Raw genomic sequence first — 19,401 nt, forward strand, 5'->3', positions numbered from 1 at the left:
AGTTCCCTGAAACACCAGGCGAACTGCCCGTTCAAGCGCAGAACATCTATCGCGCGCACCAAGATCTCATCGGCCTGCGCCGCCGCAATTCCTGGCTCACAACCGCCACCACCACGAAGCTGCAACTCGAAAACAGGCGCTACCGCTACCGCAGCGCCGCGGCCGACGCAAGCGCTTATCTCGATGTGGACATCGATCTCACCGCGGCGCCATCGGCGACCATCACGGATGCCAGCGGCCAGATCGCATGGAAACAGCGGAAGTTATGAGACGTGAGTGGGCTGACGGTCCATAGGTGAAACATACCTGCAACCAAACTACAGGCGCAACAGCTCGCAATCAGTCGTAACGCCATCGTCAATGTTTCGCTGGCTGCGCGACTTCGTTCCGGTCAGCAACCTCGCCCTGGCCAATAGTCCGATACGAAGGAACTCATCAACGGCTGCTTATTCCAGCCAACGCCTGCGTCGATGATACCAGTTCGAGGCACTGCCGCTATGTTGCGGCATCTCAGCCATCGTGCTACTTCGACGTCTTACTGTGTTCTGCGATGAAATCACCGATGCTGTCGAGCACGCTCTGGCTCCAGAAGTCATGTTCGTGATCGGCGCCATCGACCAGCACGAGACGCGCGTCATTGCCATTCCCAACCAGCTTGTCGCACATTTTGACCGACTGCCGGTAAGGCACCACGCGATCGCCGGTGCCATGCAGCAAGAGCATGGGCGGGTAGCGCCGTCCCGGTTCCACCTGCAGGTACGGGCTCATATCCGCGGCCCGCTGACGCACTTCATCCGTGATTCCCGTTTGCGGCGTGGCGCCGAGCACGGCCGCGAGCGGACCTGCGTAGTACAGCCGAAACGCGTTGTCTTCCTGCCCGAACGCTTCAACCGCCTCGGTCAGATCTGTGGGAGGGAAGCATGCGACCACGTAGTTGACCGCATCACTCACACCGGGGTTCGAGCCATCCTCGTAGCGCGGATCGTCGGCGGTCAGTCCGATGAGCAGCGCGGTGTTGCCGCCCGACGACGTGCCCCAGATGCCAATGCGGTCGGCATCAACCTGCCACTCGTCAGCATGGGTGCGCAGAAAACGCACCGCCGACTTCGCGTCTTCGAGATACGCAGGGAACACGTACTCCGGGTTGCGCGACGCGTCGCGATGATTCACCGTGGCGACCACATACCCCTCGCGGGCCAGCTGGGAGAGCTGCGCAATCTCCGTATCGCGATCCGGCGTGGTCCACGCGCTGCCCTGCACGAACACCACAGCCGGGTATTGCCGCACGTCGTCATCGCCAAACGATTGCGGCGCGATGACATCCATCACCAGATGGTCGGCACCGGTCTTATAAGCCACGTCACGAGTCATGCGCGCCAACCCCGCAAGCGCTGGATTGGCCGGCACATGAGCAGCGGACGATTCGGCGGGAGATGGGAGATGGCCGTCGCCGCAGGACAGGCTTTTCGACATAGCTCGATCAATGTTCGGCAACCCATGTTCCGTCTGGTTCGCGCGCGCCTCGCGCATATCCTGTTTCATACGTCTCGTCCGCCTCCGGTATCGGCTTGGCATGGCTCGCACCACTGAACTCAGACCAATAGTACCGTCCCAAGATACGAAAAGCGCGGAATCGGCATGATAGAGCCAAATCCCGCGCTTCATACAATCAGTTCATCCCTACTTGACGAAGCTGGCCGGATCCTTATCGAATGTTGCGGCGCAGCCCGGGTTGCAAAAGTAGTAGGTCTTGCCGTTATAGTCGCGGGTGTCGGATGCGTCGGCAGAGTTGATGGTCATGCCGCAGACCGGGTCGGTGACTTTTACGGATGCCCCGACTTGGAGCTCGGAATGGGCGACTTGGGACGCAGCCTCGGTGGTTGACCCGGCACGGTCGTGATGCTCGTGCCTGTGGAATATGGACATATCAGTTCCCTCTTTTTCGGCGAGATTAGTCGCCTCGCTGGCTGGCGTACCGGTCGCGGCGGGTGCCGACTCGTTTGCCACATCGCTTATTGTAGCGATTCCCGTCGCATCGTGATGGCGCCTCTCATGATGGTGCATTTCATGGGAATCCGTTCCAGCGGCCGAATGACGCTCCGGCCTTTCGCGCGGAGCTACGTTTGAGTCCAAAACTGAAGCCGGCCGTTCGATCTCGGCCGGGCGGAACCCGCGCAGACGGTTGGCGTTGATGACGACCGAAAGCGAGGAGAAAGCCATGGCGGCTCCCGCGATCATCGGATTGAGCAGCAGCCCGATGAACGGATACAGCACGCCGGCGGCGACCGGAATGCCCAGACCGTTGTAGCCGAAGGCGAACCAGAGGTTCTCCACGATGTTGCGCATCGTGGCCTTCGACAGGTCGTAAGCGGTCACCAGTCCGCCCAGCTCGCCGGAAATCAGCGTAATATCCGAAGATTCGATGGCGATGTCGGTGCCGGTGCCGATGGCGATACCCACGTCTGCTGCGGCAAGCGCGGGCGCATCGTTGATGCCGTCACCGACCATCGCGACCTTGTGGCCGTGCGCCTTAAGTCTGGTTACGACGCTGCCTTTGTCCTGAGGCTTCACGCCCGCCTCGACCTGCTCGATGCCGACCTGACGGGCGACGGCCTGTGCGGTGATATCGTTGTCGCCGGTCACCATCACCACGTCGACTCCGCGCTGCTGCAGCGCCGCTATAGCCCCTGCAGAGCCCGGCTTGACCGCATCGGCGACAGCCAAAACCGCAGCAAGCCGGCCATCGACTGCAAGCAGCACCGGCGTCGCACCCGAAGCAGCGAAGCGGCCGGCAGTTTGCTCAGCAGCATCGATATTCTCGGCATCCGCATGCCGAAGATAACCGGCGTTCCCGACCATGACCTCATGGCCTTCGACACGCGCCGAAACGCCGCCGCCCGCATCCGATGAGAAAGATTCGGCGCGCAGCAACGTCAGTTGATGCTCGCGAGCGCCGTGCACGATGGCTTGAGCGAGCGGGTGCTCCGACGATTGCTCGGCGCTGGCGGCCAAGGCGAGGAGACGATTGTGCGAATCGTCATCCTCGTCGTCGGCCTCTTCCACGTTTTCATCGGCCGCCTCCGCAATCACCTGCATATCCGTCAGGCTCGGCTGGCCTGCCGTGATGGTTCCGGTCTTGTCGAGAATAACCGTATCGACCTTGTGCATGGTTTCAAGCGCCTGCGCGGAGCGAATAAGAACACCGTTCTGCGCGGCCTTGCCGGTGCCGATGGTCACCGAAAGCGGCGTGGCGATGCCAAGCGCGCAGGGGCAGGCGATGACCAGCACCGAAACCGCAGCGACCAAGGCGTGGACTCCTTGCGGAGCCGGGCCGAACGCCCACCAAGCCACGAAGGTCCAGATCGCGGTGAGGAAGACCGCTGGCACGAAGTACCTCGCGATGCGGTCGACCATGCGCTGGATTGGAGCCTTGGAAGCCTGCGCCCGGCGCACCAGTTCGATGATCTGCGAGAGCATGGTGTCGGCGCCGACCTTGGTCGCCCGGAACCGCAGGCTTCCCGAACCATTGACCGTCGCTCCCGTCACAGCGTCGTCGACTGTTTTGCGCGCCGGCAGCGGCTCGCCGGTTACCATCGATTCGTCGATGGCGGACTCCCCCGCGACCACGATGCCGTCGACCGGCAGCTTCTCGCCCGGCCGGATGACAACGATATCGCCCACTCGCACGTCATCGACAGGGATATCCTGCGTTTGCGTGGATTCGATGGCGGATTGTCCAGATTGCGCCGCTTCGAGCACATTCCGGTCAACGATTCGCGCGGTCCTGGGCTTGAGCCCGATCAACCCGCGGATCGCCTCGCCAGTGCCCAAGCGGGCTTTGGCCTCCAGCAGCTGTCCAACGAGCATCAGCGCGATAATCGTGCCGACCGCTTCGAAGTACGGCTCGCGCGCACCCGCCGGCAGCAGCTGCGGCGCGGCGGTTACGACCACGCTGAAGAGGTAGGATGCCGCCGTGCCCAATGCCACCAATGAGTTCATTTCGGGCGAGCGGTGGAGCAGCGAAGTCCAGCCGGTGCGGTGAATCGGCCAACCGGAATAAAACATCACCGGGGTGATGAGCACAAGCTGGATCCACGGATCCATGTGGAACGCCATGAACATCGTGGCGACGAACACCGGCAGCGTCAGCACGATGGCGACGATCAGCCTGCGCCACAGATCGCGGATCTCCGCGCGCCGCGCGGCATCGGACCGTTCCTGTTCGCCGGGTGAAGCAGATGAGCCGGAGTCGGCTGCGCCAGCCTGAGCAGGTGCATGGTTCGACCCGGCCGAGCCGGTCGCGCTGTCCGAGCCGGTCGTGCTGTCCGAGTTGTTGTTGGAGTCACTATCAGAATGCATATGTGAGACTTCGCTCATATGACCTGGATGGGTACATGAATCCTCATTTTGGGCATGCGCTTCAGCAGCCGAACTCCTGCCGGGTCCGGCAATCGCAGAGGCAGTCTCAGTCGGCGCCTGGCGCGCGCATTCGCGATCGCCATGAGATTCCGATGCGCGGCAATCTCCATGTTCGCTATGGTGAGCATGGCCCATGTCCATGGGTTGATCGCCTTGGCCCATGTGCATATGCATATCGTGCGTGTCCGTATTCATGTCCACAGGCTGATCGCCTTGCCAGTCATGGCTGTCTTGGGCCTGACCATTTTGGCTTCCACGAACCTCTTCTGTGCGCTCATTCGCATCGCGCACGATGAGCTTGCCGTGCAGCATGTTCATGCCGCAGGCGAACTCGTATTCACCTGGATGCTCAGGCGTGAACTCGACCGGCGTGGTCTCGAACGCCGGCAGCGTCCTGTCGATGCCGAAATCCGAGAAGATCACATGCGAAGAGCATTCGCCGCTTTCGCGCCGGTCGAACATCAGTCGCACCGGGGTCCCCGCCCGCACAGCGACCGTCGAAGGCGAATAGCCACCTTTGACCACCACATCGATTTGTTGCACTCCGCTGTTATCCACTCCTGCTTGCGCCGCCGGCGCATCCTTGCGCGGCAGCAGCAACAGCCACACAATCGCTGCAGTGAGCAGCACCGCCACGGCCACCACCGCAATCGTCCCCATCATCGGTGTCATCATTCCTCCTGAATCCTCCAGTCCGCAGCACCCGCATGCCGCGCGCCCGCGCATCAGCGCCAACCCGCGACACCGGTCCGCTGGGCATTCTCAGCGTTTTGACAACTGCATCGTCTCCCATAATATACCCCCATAGGGTATATAGCAATCATGGCGCCCGTAGCGAACAACGCATACGAAGCCATCACACAATTCGTCAAGAGTCCAAATTACATACCATCGCCTTACCTTCTCTACCCGTCAACCCCTACCGTGAACTTTGTCCCAAACCACTATTACGCTACTAAGTTCGTAGCGCTACGATATTCGTATCGTTATAGAATGACAACGCCGAACACGACCAGCTTGATTCGCCCAAGCCATGCAAATGCAACCCTGCCTACGCAGGTCTATGAGAAAGGACCGCACAGCACTATGAGCAACGCCTTCGCCATCGCGCGCCGCGATATCATGCGGATGCTGCGACTGCCCGCCGCCTGGGTGATCCTGTTCGGGCTCGTCTTCCTGCCGCCGTTGTACGCCTGGTTCAACATCGTCGGTTTCTGGAATCCGTACGGCAACACACACGGCATTCACGTGGCAGTGGCGAATGAGGATCGGGGCGCGAACAATGAGGTCATGGGGCATTTGGAGCTCGGCGACCAGATCGTAGGCAAGCTCAGGGCCGACGACACGCTCGGCTGGCGTTTCGTGAACCGATCCGAAGCCATGCGGGAGGTTTATTCAGGCGAAAGCTACGCGGCGATCGTCATCCCGAAGGACTTCAGCGCGCAAGTCAGCGACATCACCACAGGCTCGGGAACGGACTCGGCATCGGGTTCAGAGTCCGGATCGGCATCCGACTCACGATCAACGTCGACATCGCCCTCGCGCCCGAAGCTCGAGTATTACGTCAATGAGAAGAAGAATGGCATCGCGACGAAGATCACCGACACCGGTGCGAGCACAGTCGACACGCAAGTCAACGACGCCTTCAACTCGGCGGTCAGCGCAGTCATCTCATCGGCGGCGAACAGCGCAGCCGCCACCATAACCGAGCAACGCAATGACCTGACGAATCAGACCATAGCCAGCCTGCGCACAACCCAGCGGGACATCAACAACGTTCGAGGCACCATCGTCGATCTACGCAAACGCATGGCCGCCACACCGCAGCAGACCAAGAACGCGAGAGACGCACTGCAGACCGCCGGCACTGCCGGCAAGCAGGCGGGAACGGGATTGCAGAACACGGCGAAGCTCATCGGCGAGACGCAGAATACGCTGAACGGGTTCATCGGGTCCTCCTCATCCACCTTGGACCAAAGCTCGACGCTGCTCTCGCAGGCGAGCGCGCAGACGAATCTCACCACGGCCTCGCTCTCCTCGCAGCTGACCCAGGCGAATGGCAAAATCGCTTCGGCACTGGATACCGCCAAGTCCGTGAACGACGCCAACGCGCAGCTTATCGCCGACCTCAATGCGCTCAGCCAGAAATCAGACATACAAGGCGTCGACGAGGTCATCGCCCGACTCGAACAGCAAAATGCGGCGCTATCCGACTCCATCGATGGCCTGTCGAAGCTCAACACCGATACCGGCAACACCGTAATCGACGCCAGCAAAGCCTCCGATGCCTTGGATTCCTCGACGCAGTCCACACTGAACGCCTTCGACAGGGCACGTACCGGCCTCGCGTCCGGCACACTGCCGGGATTGAATAGTTCGCTGACCGCGCTGGCCGGATCTGCCAGCGCGCTCGGCGCAGGTCTGAGCAGCCAGGGCAGCGTCATCGCGCAGGCGAATATCACTCTGACACAGCTCGACCAGGCGATAGCCTCGACCAGCAGCGCACTGGCCGACACCGACGCCGGTTTGAACAGACTGTCAACGCGGCTTGACGCGTTGATCGTCGACCTCGGCGCGCTCGACGGCTCGAACCCGCTCGGCGACCTGCTGGGCGGCGGCAAGCTCGACGTCGGCTCCATCGCCTCGTTCATGCTCTCCCCCACCGTGCTGAACACGCAGATCGTCTATCCGGTCAATTCCTACGGCTCGGGCATGGCCCCGCTGTTCACCAGTCTGTCGCTATGGGTAGGCGCGTTCATGCTGATCGTGCTGCTCAAACTCGAAGTCGACGACGGCGGCCTTGACCCCGCAGCGCTGACCATGAGCCAGCGGTATTGGGGACGCTGGATGCTGCTGGCGGCCATTGCCGCGTTGCAAGGGTTGGTGACCGCCATCGGCGATCTCGTCATCGGAGTGCAAAGCGTGAACCGTTTTGGGTTCGTCGCCACAACTCTCATTACTTCGCTGGTGTACGTCAGCATCGCCTATGCGTTGGCGACCACCTTCATGCACATCGGCAAGGTGATGTGCATCGTGCTGGTGATGCTGCAGATTCCCGGCTCCTCGGGCCTGTACCCGACCGAGCTCCTGCCCCATTTCTTCCGGGCGATAAGCCCGTTCCTTCCGTTCACACCCGCCGTCAATGCTCTGCGCGAGACGATCGGCGGTTTCTACGACGGTCATTGGCTGGGTTATATGACGCGTCTGCTGCTCTTCGCCGCCATCGCATTCCTGCTCGGGCTGGTGGCGCGTCCGCGCCTGATCGTGCTCAACCGGTTGGCAGCGCGGCAAATCGCACAAAGCGACATGGTCGTAGGCGAGCCGATTCAGTCGCAAGGCCGTGAATATCGGCTTTCGCAGGCTATCGGCCTGCTGGCGAACAAAGACGAATACCGAAAGGAGATCGAGGACCGGGCTGTGCATTTCGCCAAGCTTTACCCCAACCTGCGCCGTGGCGCGCTGGTCGCCGGGCTGATAGTTCCAGTCGCGCTGGCGCTCACGTTCTCATTGACCACCGGCACGAAACTCGTCGCGCTAACGGCTTGGATCATTTACCTGCTGCTCATCGTCGTTTTCCTGATGGCGATCGAGATGATGCGCGACAGCCTCGAACGTCAAGTGCGACTGGGCACGCTGAGCGACGAGGGCGTGCGGGCGATTGTGCGCGAATACGCCGCTGCACGCTGGCGGGGTCGGCGAGGTTCGCATCATACGGACGCTGTCGCACGGAAATCCAATGATCATCTTCCGGCCGATACCCAGCAACTGCCCGCCGTGCACGATGCGTCAAGCTCGCCCGAGGCGGCATCGAGCCATCGTCATGGCGCCGCACAGCACGACATCACGCAGAACGACACGGCAGAAGGGCACTCGGCATGAGGATGATACGCACGATATTCGTTGATGACGTGCGCCGGCTGCTCAGCACCGTCGTCACCATTGTGATCTCCGTCGGTCTGGTCATGATCCCCGGCCTGTTCGCATGGTTCAACATCGCGGCGAGCTGGGACCCTTTCGGCAACAGCCGAAACATCAAAGTCGCCATCGCCAACACCGATGCGGGCTATTCCAGCGAAAATCTGCCGATCACCGTGAACGTCGGCGACCAGATCGTGGGCAAGCTGCGGGCAAACGAAGAATTGAACTGGGTGTTCACCAGCAAGGACCAAGCCATCGACGGCACGAAATCCGGTGAATACTATGCGGCGGTCATCATCCCGAAGAATTTCAGCGCCACCATGCTCACCTTCTTCTCGCCCGGCGCCAAACACCCTAAGCTTGCCTACGTAACCAACCAGAAACTCAACGCCGTCGCCCCGAAACTCACTGGGGAAGGCGCCGACCAGATCGCCGCCACGGTGAATACGACCTTCTCCGAGACGCTCACCGGCACCGCGCTGCGCCTCGCGGGCACCATTTCGCGGCAGCTCAGCAAGCCGCAATCCAAGCAACGCCTGACCGCATTCAACGCCAACGTGTCCAGCCTCGCCAATCAGCTTGATGACACCGCGTCAACGCTGCATTCCTACAGCTTGATGCTCGATGCCGCGGGATCGCTGCTGAACAGTTCCAATCAGCTGCTCGAAGCCACTTCGCATAGCGCCGCGAAAGCCGGGAGCCAACTCAAATCGGCGCGGGGCTCATTAGGAGGCATCAACGGCGCGTTGAACACCACCACATCAACGCTTTCCAATGCGCTATCGGCCAGCGGCTCCAGTTTCTCGGCTGTCGGCACGACAATCGACAAGACATTCGACGACGCCGGATCGAGCGCTGCAGACGTTTCCGCAGGGCTGCGACGGCAGGCGAAAGCTGTTCAACGGCAAATCACCCAGTATGAGGCGATACGCGATGCGGCACGATCGCTCGCCTCGCAGGCTCCGCAGGATTCATTCGCGCATGCCCAGCTGCTCAGGGCAGCGGACGGCATCGAGTCCGCCATAGACCAGCTGACCAGGCTGCGCAATGCCCTCAATGGGGCCGCCGACGATGTGGATGCCAAAAAAACAGACACCGTCAGGCAACACGAGCATATCAAGCAGCTGGCAGCACAGGCTTCGACGACGATCGGCAAGCTCAACGGCAATGTGAACGATACGCTCAAACCGCAGACCGCGAAGATCGTCGCGAACCTCAACGATGCCGCCTCCACGTTGGACACAAATTCCACTGCTCTGCAGGGCGCCGTCGACTCTCTGCAGAGCACCGCCGCGTCGGCCAACGAAGATATGGCGAACGTCAAGAAAACGCTTGCTTCGATGCAGACGCTGCTCACCAATACGAGCAAAACCTTGTCCTCGTTCAGTGGCAAGCTCGCCGGCGCGCTGTCGAGCGGCGACATGAAAACCGTGCAGCAGCTGCTTAGGCAGAACCCAGAAACACTCGCTGCGGCGCTGGCGGCTCCGGTGCAATTGGAACGCAAAGCGGTGTTCCCGATTGAGAATTTCGGTGCCGCGATGACGCCGTTCTACACGATCATCCCGTTGTGGGTGGGCTCGCTGCTCGCCGCGATGATGCTGAAAACCGGAATTTCGCAGCGCCGACGGAAGGCGCTGCGCGAAGCGACGAACAGCGCCATTAAACCGCACCAATTGTTCTTGGGGCATTTCGGCATATTCGCGCTGATCTCGCTGGCGCAAAGCACCTTCTCCTGCGGCGGGACTCTGCTGTTTCTGCGCGTGCACGCTGCGCACCCATGGCTGTTCATGCTGTGCGGCTGGGTGAGCGGGCTCGTGTTCATGCTCATCGTGTACACGCTGATCGTCAGCTTCGGCAATATCGGCAAGGCGATCATCGTCATCGTGCTCGTCATGCAAGTCTCCGGCACCGGCGGCGCTTATCCGCTGCAAGTCGTGCCCGGATTCATCCAAGATCTGAGCCCGTTCCTCCCGGCGTTCCACGCGATCGAAGCGACGCGCGCCGCCGTCGCAGGCATCTACGACAACGATCTGTTTAAGCAGCTCGGTCTGCTGCTGATCTTCGCCGCCGCGATGCTGCCGGTGGGCTTGCTGCTGCGCAAGCCGCTGGTGCGTTTCAACCGATGGGCCGAGCGCCGGCTCGAAACCACAAAGCTGATGTGAGAGAAGAGAGGAAGATGGCAAAGGCAACGGCGACGATGCAAGCGAAGCCAGACGACACCGCGGCTAGCGCAGCAGCCCTCGGAACAGCTCGCCACACGGCGAACGATACGACAGAGACTTCTGCGACACAATCTTCTATGCTATCGTCTTCTGGATCTGGAACTAGGCCCGTGTCTGCGTCCGGCGCTGGAGCTGCGTTTGGATCCAGCGCCGCAGAAGCCGTAGGATCCGAATCAGCAGCCGCAGGCAAACGCGGCAGAAAAATGCGCGCGGAAACCGATCGCAAAATTCTGCAGGCCTGCATGCAGATCGCCATCACGCAGGGCATCGGCGCGGTCAGCATCGAGGAGGTGGCGAAACGCAGCGGCGTGGCGAAAACCACGATTTACCGGCGCTACAGCAATACCGAGGATATGCTACGCCAAGTGCAGACCCTCGAATTCGCGCGCACCCCGGAACTGGCCGAGCTCAGCGCCACCCGGCCGAACCTGCAATTGGTCCTGAAACGCATCATTCAGCATTTCAGCTCGCAGATCGGCGTCGCCGCCGTAGGCATGGTGCTTTCCACGCGCAACGAATACTTCGGCCGCATCGTCGAGCAGGCGATCCTGCCCGAACGCCGTCGTTTCGCCGATTTCCTGCATCGCGGCGAACGCGCCGGCACCCTGCGTCGCGGTCTCGACGACGCATTCCTCTTCAACACCATCATCGGCTCGATGGTCGCCAACCAGGCATTGGCCGGCGAAGGACGCAGCATGGACGAAGACCAATCAGACGGACGCGATTACGGGGACGAAGACGGCGGCGACGACATCAGCTCGGCGTCCGTCATCGATGCCAACGACGACCGCTGGGCGCAACGCATGACCGATCTCATCTGGCCCGTCATCGCCGCGTGAGCCCGATTTGAAGGTTCATGCACAAACCGCCATAGGTCGACTTGTGCATGAGATTTCAAACAGGGGCATCACAATCCAGCTCCAGCACGCCAAAGGCCGGAACGCTCAGATTGCACAATACTTTTCCCTCGGCGTCAGGCGAGAAGGCGCATTGATTCTCTTCCCTCAGCACGCCCTCGCAGCCATAGGATCTCGCACGTAGACGCACAGGGCCGCGCCGCGCACACAGCTCCAGAAACACGCTATCTTCAAAGGTCGAATTCAGTATTGTTGCATGTCTCAATTCATCGGTATCAAACCGAATGACGCTTTTCGGATCGTACACCCCTATCACTGCGTCGCCTTCACGCGTCGCACGAACAACCGGATAGTTCAGCATCTGACTATCCGGAACGAATTCTCCGCCAAGAATCGTATTGCGATGGTTACGCCACAAATCAAGCAAAAAGGCACAGGCTCTGAATTGCTGATCGCCGAGTGTCGAAGGTTTGACGGAAATCTGCGGAACAGCGAAAAAAGAAGCCATAAGCTGCTGGGCACATGCCTGCGGACCAGCTTGCGTATCCCATAGCAACATATCGCCGTGCACGATACGGCCTGTCACAAGCAGCCGCTCGTCAACTGTTCTCACGCGGTTCGATAAAGCGTCGGCCGGGCAGTCAGCGGCACGTACAACATTGCTGAACGGCGCTATAGCAGGGCTTGAGTACGGCTGTCTGAATTCGACAATCGGGGCAGCCATAGTCTGTGACAATAGCACCTCACGTATCTGTGAGAGCATCGCATTCATGGCCTCACCGATATCATCAAGATCTCCGGGCTCGGGGTTCTCTAATGCCTGCCCTTGATATGCCCTAGCGACATCAAGGAAGTCGATTTTGAGCCCGTCGAGCGCATAGTCCCGCATAAGCCGGGCACATGACTCACTTGCAAATTCACGAACGGCGGCTCTTCTGGGGTCCAGAAGATTCATCTGCTGTCCGGGACCATCCTGCCGCACCGGCGCATACCGAATCATGCGCGGATAGACCTCTGCCAAATCACCCAGCAGTAATGGCGCTATCCACAAAACTGTGCGAACATTCTCGGCGTGGAACCGCTCGACCATACCACGAAGATCAGGGAACTTGTCAGGATCGGGAATCCAGTCGCCGCAACCCCGATACCCTCGCCCTCGGGCATTGCGCTGCCATCCGTCGTCTACGAATATGCAGGAGCAGCCTAACTTTTTGATCAGCGGCTGCTCAGTAACAAGCTGCTCTTGACTGACATCTTGCAAATAGGCGTACCAAGTCGAAAACACGGGCTCGCATGCGGCCTGCGTTACCGGGAACGAATCAGATTCCTTTGCCATCCATGTCGACAGCACGCGTAGTGCATCAGAAAGCAGGCTGCCATCCAGCACCAGCATCAGATCACAGCAAGCTCGCGGAGATTCGACTTCCAACGTCACCGTGAAACAGGCATGTTCCTCATCGACGCCATAACGCATGCGTATCTCCCCGCGCGCAGGAATATATCCGAATGCCATCAGGCAATGGTCCTGTGCGTCCAGAAGACAGCCCATAGGAGCGGAATTCACTAGGGAAACCGGAATATCGCCCAGCCAATCCGCAGGAAGATTGGGATCACGCGAACGATCCCCGACCTTCCAGAAGGATGCCGCCATCCCCAGAGGCACGCTGAAAGCGATAGTCATTGGTCTGTCAGAGTTCGCGTCTCGTCGTTCGATATGCGCCACGTAACGATGCTCTCCGGCCCCTTGCCCATCGTCCAGCGAAACATCGGCGCACGAAGAGACAAACAAGGTTACCCCCTCTATGGCGATGGTAGTCGTCAGCGTCTCATGCAATGTATCAAGAAGCATTCGCTTCAACCTTTCGTAAGTTCATAAACCTGTGTTCATTCTTTGACGGAGCCTGCGACCATGCCCGAGACAAACTGCTTTTGCAGGAACACGAACAGCACCAGCACCGGCAGCACTGCAATGGCAGTGCCAGAAAGCAGCTGTCCATAGTCGGTCGTGCCTACACCCTGCAAAGAAGCCAACGCCACCGGAATCGTGTACTGTTCAGGAGTTCTCGTGATGACCAAGGGATAGACAAAATCGTTCCACCGGCCTAGAAACATGAAGATAGCCAACGCAGCCAGCGTCGGCTTCATAGCCGGAAGGACGATCGTTCCGAAAATGCGCAGCTCGCCAGCGCCATCGATGCGCGCCGCCTCGGTGATTGAGGCAGGGAAGGACGACATGGCCTGTCTCATGAAGTTCCCGGCAGATCGGCAACCAAACCTGCATCGTTGGTCTGACAACTTGCCATCGCGCGAAGCGCTTTTTATCATGCCCGCCGGAAAATCAGACTTGATGTTGTTGGCGCCGTATGTGGAAAGGTCAACGAATGCATCGGGGAATTTGTCCACGTATCCGCCGATATAATCAATGCCGGCATTCATTATGTCGGGAAGTCCTTCGCCGCCGGCGAGTGCTGCCATTAGCCTTTTTGTGCGATTGCGCATCGTATGCCCTTTCTTGCGATCCTTAAAGGTTCCACACCGATAAGGCGAAACCGCCTTGTTGATGCGCTGTAAGGGGATCCACTGCATCGCGGTTTCCCTCTACTTTCAGATAGTAGTTTTGTGCCGTATTGCCTAGATGGAAAGAACGTTCCCCGTGTACAAAATGCAATGAAGTGGTGACAGCCTCAAATTGCTATTTTTGATTATCTATCGCAGAATAAATTCAGACAGCAATGACTCCACATCTATAAGTCAAAAAAATACTGAAAATTCAGGGTTTCTTACTTCTGTACGATGAACATGTACTATGCAGACGCCTGAACGATAGAGAGAATTCTTGACTGCTCTTCAGCGAGTTCGTTTTACTTGTGGAATACAAAAAGGTATTTACAGTGGATTTACTGATCGGCTACCCGAGCTGAATCACTCATCGATAAGATCGTTTGGACGGGCATACAGCCTCCTGAACTCAGTCGGGCTTGTGGACATCTTGCGGCTAAACGCCCGGGAGAACGAGAATTGATTGCGATAGCCGCACACTTGGGCAACGTCCTGGATCGGCATATGGCTGCGCACTAAAAGCTCGCAGGCCGTTGACATCTTCGATTCGAGAATGAAATCACGCAACGTGATGCTCATTTCACGCATGAACAAGCGAGACAGATACCCTCTGCTTACAAACAAATGGGCCGCCACGTGCGCGACGCCGAGAGGTTCCCCCGAGTGTTCTTGAACGTAGTGAATCGCGCGTTTCACCAGCTCGTTGTCAGCCGATTCCACAGCTGTGAAACGAGGCTCGGCCGCTGCCTGCACTAGGGAAAGCGCAAGCAGCATGAATCCTTGGATCGCCAAGTCGTTGGCAGGAGAAGGATCGGCATGAGGTAGCATGCGCGAAATCATTTCCGTTACTTGACCTACATCCTTCAGCGTTATGATCGGCTCGTTCTGCGCGAAGCCGCATCTTTCGACGGCCAGTGCTGCAGCTTCTCCAGTAAAGTCCAACCATGCATAAGTCCACGGATCGAGACGATCCGAATGATAGAAGGCCGCCTCGTTGAGGCCGATGCAAAAACACTGCCCCATATTCACCTGATAATGGTGGTCATTGATATAGATATGGCCCTTACCTTTCAGCACGAAATGCAGCATGTAGTATCCGCGGACGTTTGGCCCTTGAGAATGTTCGGGGGAACATCGCTGCCATCCCGCAGCAACGAATTCCAAGCCTTGAAGAGGAATACGTCGCTGCAGCGTCTGCTTCGTTATCTCCGCAGGTTGCGCTGTCATCATGCCCATTCCTCACCATGCATGCCGAATACGCCATACGCCGTACTGCAGGAATTTTGGCCCATGTTCATGTTCTCCGACCCGTATCCGTCATAATCTGGCATAGGTGAAATCCCGAATCATGCCGAACACCGCGGCGATCTCTTCGAACCACGTCATACAGATCGGGAAAACGTGCCCCGGCGTCTCTCCTTTGGCGACTTTCCAGTCGCGCCGCTCGAAATCGGCACCGCTGGCGGCCGGCAAAGCCGCGAGATCAAGGGGTTCGGCCTGAATGAAATCGTCGCCGCTCGCCCTGAGGCCAAGCTCCTGCGGCGCCGGTCGATAGCTCAGCGGGCAGCCATGCGAATCGGCATCGATCCGCGTCCACGATTCATACGGCACCCCTTCGGCCGCAGCCAGTTGCTCAGTCGATGCCAAATCGGTCATAATGCCAGTGCTCCTTTGCTGCGACTCTACGCGGCCATGCTCTCTTGCGACGCTGCTGTTCACTATCATAGAGCCCGCCGTATCACAGTGCGAAAGGGCGCCGGCTCTCCGTCCGGCCACGGTACTAGGGTGAAGGCCGTGCCCACAAGGCCATTGCCGTCGTTCCACGATCCTCACCGGATCAGGACTCGATAAGAGAATTCTCCACGGCAGTGCAGCGCGCATCCAGCCGCATTACGGTCAGCCACTGCAATCCCATTATTGTTACTTTCCCGCGAGCGCGTCGACAATAGATGCCCACGCCCGCTCTCGACATTGGAGCACATCATGAAATATACGATCATCGGCGCAGGTGCTATGGGATACCGCTACGGAGTTCTGTTGCAGGAGGTGGCCGGGCTCGAAGTCGACTTCATCGATGCCTGGCAGCCGAACATTGACGCAGTGCATCAGCAGGGCGGCGTCTACGTCTCTCGCGATCATCAGAACCGTCATCTCGTCCCCATCAACCTGTACGCGCCCGAAGACTATCATGGCGAGCCCGATGTGTGGATCGTTTTCATGAAGCAGATGCAGCTGGCAGACATGCTGAAGCGCTGCGCCCACCTGTTCCGCCCTGACCAGTATGTCTTCAGCGCCATGAACGGCATGGGGCACATCGAGAAACTGCAACAGTACTTCCCCGATCAGCACATCGTGGGAGGCACCGCCATGATCGCCACCGTGCTCAATGGGCCCGGCGACGTCGACTTCATGGGCAAGCCCGGAGCCGGTGAAATGCACATGTGCAACCGCACCGAACAGGCCGACGACATCACCCGGCAGATGGAAGCCGACTTCCGCGCCGCCAACCTGAACCCAGTGCTCACCGACAACTTCATGGGCACGCTTATGGCCAAGGTGGTGTTCAACGCGGTCGTCAACACGCTGTGCACGATGTTCCGCGTGCAGATGGGCCAGTTCGCCGTCTACGAGGGTGTGCCCGAACTGTCTCGGATGATGCTGGACGAGGCCTACGACGCCTGCGAGCGTGCCGGAATCCAGCTCATCGCGACCCGACAGGAGGAGATCGACTCGGTCGACTACGTCAGCCGCGTCGCCAATCCCTTCCACTATCCGTCGATGTATCAGGACTTCTCGAAGGGCCGCAACACCGAAGTCGACTACATCAACGGCTACATTGCCAAGCTCGGACGCGAGCATGATTACATCTGCCATGTGCACGAGTTCGTGACCAAACAGATGCATCTGGCCGAAACGATGCGCCAGTTCACCGACGCGCCGGCCGCCCAAGCTGCGCAGCCGATTGCCGCCGCGCCAGTTCCCGCGCTCGCACTCGCCTGAGAACTCGCAGGCAGCCGCAGACGAACTCGCCTGCGGCTGCCTCTTTTGTGACACTACGTGCGAATATCGTTGAGCGGCTACTGGAGGAATGAGCTGATCGGCGGCTGAAACGACTTTTCGTGTTTCAGCGCGTAGTTTCTCGTTTTACGGGTGTATCGCGGCGTTATATGATGCGCTAAATCCACGAGATCCCAAGGAGCACCGCCTGAAAACAGGGGTTCTGGTCATCTGAACTTGGCCCATTAGGGAATAACGCCTCGTATGACGCAGATACCCGAGTTTTTAGGGCACAACCGCCAGATTCTAGATCTTTATGGTCTGCAAAAGCCGGGTTTTCGATCCCGCACACCCAAACACGAAGAACTGCGCATACGTATACGTCGGCCGATATTTTGCGAAAGGCGGGATTCTCACCGTTCGCTTCGCAGCCTTGACGGTTGCCCGCTTCGCCCGTGGAGAGTTCACCGGGCTCTCCGCTTAACAGCTCAGCAGATCAGTCCGTCAGCGCGAACTGGCTGTTGTAGAGGCCAGCGTAGAAGCCGTTGGCCTTGAGCAGCTCGTCGTGCGTGCCGCGCTCGACGATGTCGCCGTGATCCATCACGAGGATCATGTCGGCGTTCTTGATGGTCGAGAGGCGATGCGCGATCACGAAGCTCGTGCGGCCTACGGTCAGCGCGTCCATGGCCTTCTGAATCAGCTCTTCCGTGCGAGTATCGACCGAGGAGGTCGCCTCATCGAGGATCAGGATCGGCGCGTTCTGCACCATGGCCCGCGCGATGGTGAGCAGCTGCTTCTGGCCTTGCGAGAGGGAGGCCTTGTCATCGAGCACCGTGTCGTAACCCTCAGGCAGCGAACGGATGTAATGGTCCAGTCCGACGGCCTTGCAGGCGCCGATAACCTGCTTGTCGCCGACATCCGTGCGGGCGTAGACAATGTTCTCGCGAACGGTGCCTTGGAACACCCAAGTGTCTTGCAGCACCATCGAGAACTGGTCGTGCACGTTGGCGCGCGGCACGGATTTCGTGTCGATGCCGTCGATGGAGATCGAGCCTCCGGTGATCTCGTAGAAGCGCATGAGCAGATTGACCATAGTCGTTTTGCCCGCGCCGGTCGGCCCGACGATGGCGACTTTCTGTCCGGCCCGAACAGCAGCGGAGAAATCGTGGATGATGGTCTTCTCCGGCGAATAGCCGAAGCTCACATGCGAGAAGTCCACATCGCCGCGCACGCGCAGCGGATTGCCTGCCGGATCGCGGCCGAGCAGCGGCTGCTTGGCGCTTTCATCGGCCATCTCGGGCTCTTCGAGGAAACCGAAGACGCGCTCGGAGGCAGCGGCGCAGCGCTGCAGGTTCTGGAAGGCGGTCGCGAACTGGGCAAGCGGCTGGGTGAACAGGCGGATGTACATCATGAAGGCCACAATGACGCCGAATTCGATCTTGCCGTTCAACGCGAGCGCGCCGCCGACCGCACACACCACGACGAAGCCGAGGTTGCCCACGAACATCATCAGCGGCATCATGAGTCCTGAGAAGAACTGACTCTTCCATCCGGAAGAGTACAGGTCGGAGTTGTAGCGTTCGAAAGTGCGGATGGAGTTCGCCTCACCGCCGTAGGCCTTGACCACGGTGTGGCCGGCGTACATCTCCTCGACGTGGCCGTTCACATCGCCCAGCGCCTTCTGCTGCTGCACGAAATACTTCTGCGAGAATTTCATGATGATCATCATGAGCGCGAAACCGATCAGGCTCGCGACGATGCCGCAGATGGTGAGCAGCACGTTGTTGGCGAACATCATGACGAGCGAGCCGAAGAACAGCGTGACGGAGGTGATCAGCGCGCCGACGGACTGGCCCAAGGTCTGGCCGATGGCGTCCACGTCGTTGGTGATGCGCGAGAGGATGTCGCCGTAGCTGGTCTTGTCGAAGTATTTAAGCGGCAGCTTGTTGATCTTCACGCTGATCGCGCCGCGCAACTCTTGGGCGGTGCGCTGCGTGACGGTCGCCATCATCCACGACTGCACGTAGCCCAGCAGCGCGCTGCCGACGTAAAGCGCCACGAGAATCCAGGCGATGCGGTTGACGGCGCCGAAATCAATGGCGTTCAGCACCGGTTTGCCGTTCACGATGGCCGGCATACCTTTGACGATCTCGTTGGTCATATCCCGCAGGCGGTTCGGCCCGACGATCTGGAAGACCGTGCCGACTGCGCCGAGCACCAGCGCGACGATCATGGCCGGAATGTATTTGCGGCAGAATCGGATGAGCTTGCCCATCGTCTGCCCGAAGTCCTCGGGGCGTTCGATGGCTGCGCCGCGTCCTGGTCCTTGTGGTCCTGGCATTATGTTTCTCCTTACAGCCTTACAACCTTGTGTTTGCCCGTATACGCGCCCATTTGCGCGCCGGTAGTTCGCACCGATAGCGTACGCA

11 protein-coding genes and 1 pseudogene are annotated in these 19,401 nt (G+C 59.4%); 5 read left to right on the plus strand and 7 right to left on the minus strand.

All coding sequences use genetic code 11. From position 1 onward, the window contains the following. Window positions 1–269, plus strand: a pseudogene (locus tag LKG04_RS06725) (alpha-amylase); the annotation flags it as partial. 253 nt (window positions 270–522) lie between these two features. On the opposite strand, the gene LKG04_RS06730 reads toward LKG04_RS06725, so the two are convergent. Then, entirely contained in the window at window positions 523–1,473 is a 951-nt protein-coding gene (locus LKG04_RS06730; protein ID WP_291761201.1) for an alpha/beta hydrolase, read from the minus strand. Between the two features lie 207 nt (window positions 1,474–1,680). Next, entirely contained in the window at window positions 1,681–5,079 is a 3,399-nt protein-coding gene (locus LKG04_RS06735) for a heavy metal translocating P-type ATPase (RefSeq protein ID WP_434734847.1), read from the minus strand. A 426-nt stretch (window positions 5,080–5,505) separates the two neighbouring features. On the opposite strand from LKG04_RS06735, the gene LKG04_RS06740 reads away from it, so the two are divergent. The 3 genes from LKG04_RS06740 (at window position 5,506) to LKG04_RS06750 (ending at window position 11,398) form a co-directional block, all read left to right on the plus strand. Next, window positions 5,506–8,298 carry a YhgE/Pip domain-containing protein gene (locus LKG04_RS06740; protein WP_291761155.1) on the plus strand — a complete coding sequence of 931 codons (2,793 nt, stop codon included), beginning with the start codon at window positions 5,506–5,508 and terminating at the stop codon, window positions 8,296–8,298. Further along, complete coding sequence (locus LKG04_RS06745; protein ID WP_291761158.1) at window positions 8,295–10,499, plus strand: YhgE/Pip domain-containing protein; 2,205 nt, start codon at window positions 8,295–8,297, stop codon at window positions 10,497–10,499. Before LKG04_RS06740 ends, LKG04_RS06745 begins: the two co-directional genes overlap by 4 nt. Window positions 10,500–10,762: 263 nt before the next feature. Then, on the plus strand, window positions 10,763–11,398 hold the full coding sequence (locus LKG04_RS06750; protein ID WP_291763499.1) for a TetR/AcrR family transcriptional regulator: 636 nt from the start codon (window positions 10,763–10,765) through the stop codon (window positions 11,396–11,398). 55 nt (window positions 11,399–11,453) lie between these two features. Here the strand turns inward: LKG04_RS06750 and LKG04_RS06755 are convergent, their stop codons facing one another. The 4 genes from LKG04_RS06755 to LKG04_RS06770 all read right to left on the minus strand — a co-directional run bounded on the left by LKG04_RS06755 (window position 11,454) and on the right by LKG04_RS06770 (window position 15,631). Next, on the minus strand, window positions 11,454–13,265 hold the full coding sequence (locus LKG04_RS06755) for a glycoside hydrolase family 36 protein (protein ID WP_291761162.1): 1,812 nt from the start codon (window positions 13,263–13,265) through the stop codon (window positions 11,454–11,456). A gap of 35 nt (window positions 13,266–13,300) precedes the next feature. Further along, window positions 13,301–13,663, minus strand: a complete 363-nt coding sequence (locus LKG04_RS06760; RefSeq protein WP_291763502.1) for a carbohydrate ABC transporter permease — start codon at window positions 13,661–13,663, stop codon at window positions 13,301–13,303. A 675-nt stretch (window positions 13,664–14,338) separates the two neighbouring features. Next, entirely contained in the window at window positions 14,339–15,205 is an 867-nt protein-coding gene (locus LKG04_RS06765) for an AraC family transcriptional regulator (protein WP_291761167.1), read from the minus strand. A gap of 87 nt (window positions 15,206–15,292) precedes the next feature. Beyond that, window positions 15,293–15,631 carry a hypothetical protein gene (locus LKG04_RS06770; RefSeq protein ID WP_291761170.1) on the minus strand — a complete coding sequence of 113 codons (339 nt, stop codon included), beginning with the start codon at window positions 15,629–15,631 and terminating at the stop codon, window positions 15,293–15,295. Window positions 15,632–15,958: 327 nt separating this feature from the next. Here LKG04_RS06770 and LKG04_RS06775 point away from each other — a divergent pair, with 327 nt between their 5' ends. Continuing rightward, a complete protein-coding gene (locus LKG04_RS06775; RefSeq protein WP_291761173.1) occupies window positions 15,959–16,975 on the plus strand; it encodes a ketopantoate reductase family protein in 1,017 nt (338 codons plus the stop codon). Window positions 16,976–17,468: 493 nt separating this feature from the next. Here LKG04_RS06775 and LKG04_RS06780 read toward each other — a convergent pair whose 3' ends face one another. After that, on the minus strand, window positions 17,469–19,313 hold the full coding sequence (locus LKG04_RS06780) for an ABC transporter ATP-binding protein (RefSeq protein ID WP_291761175.1): 1,845 nt from the start codon (window positions 19,311–19,313) through the stop codon (window positions 17,469–17,471). Window positions 19,314–19,401: the final 88 nt, after the last annotated feature.

Origin of the sequence: Bifidobacterium sp. (assembly GCF_022640935.1) — a bacterium.
GTDB lineage: Bacteria > Actinomycetota > Actinomycetes > Actinomycetales > Bifidobacteriaceae > Bifidobacterium.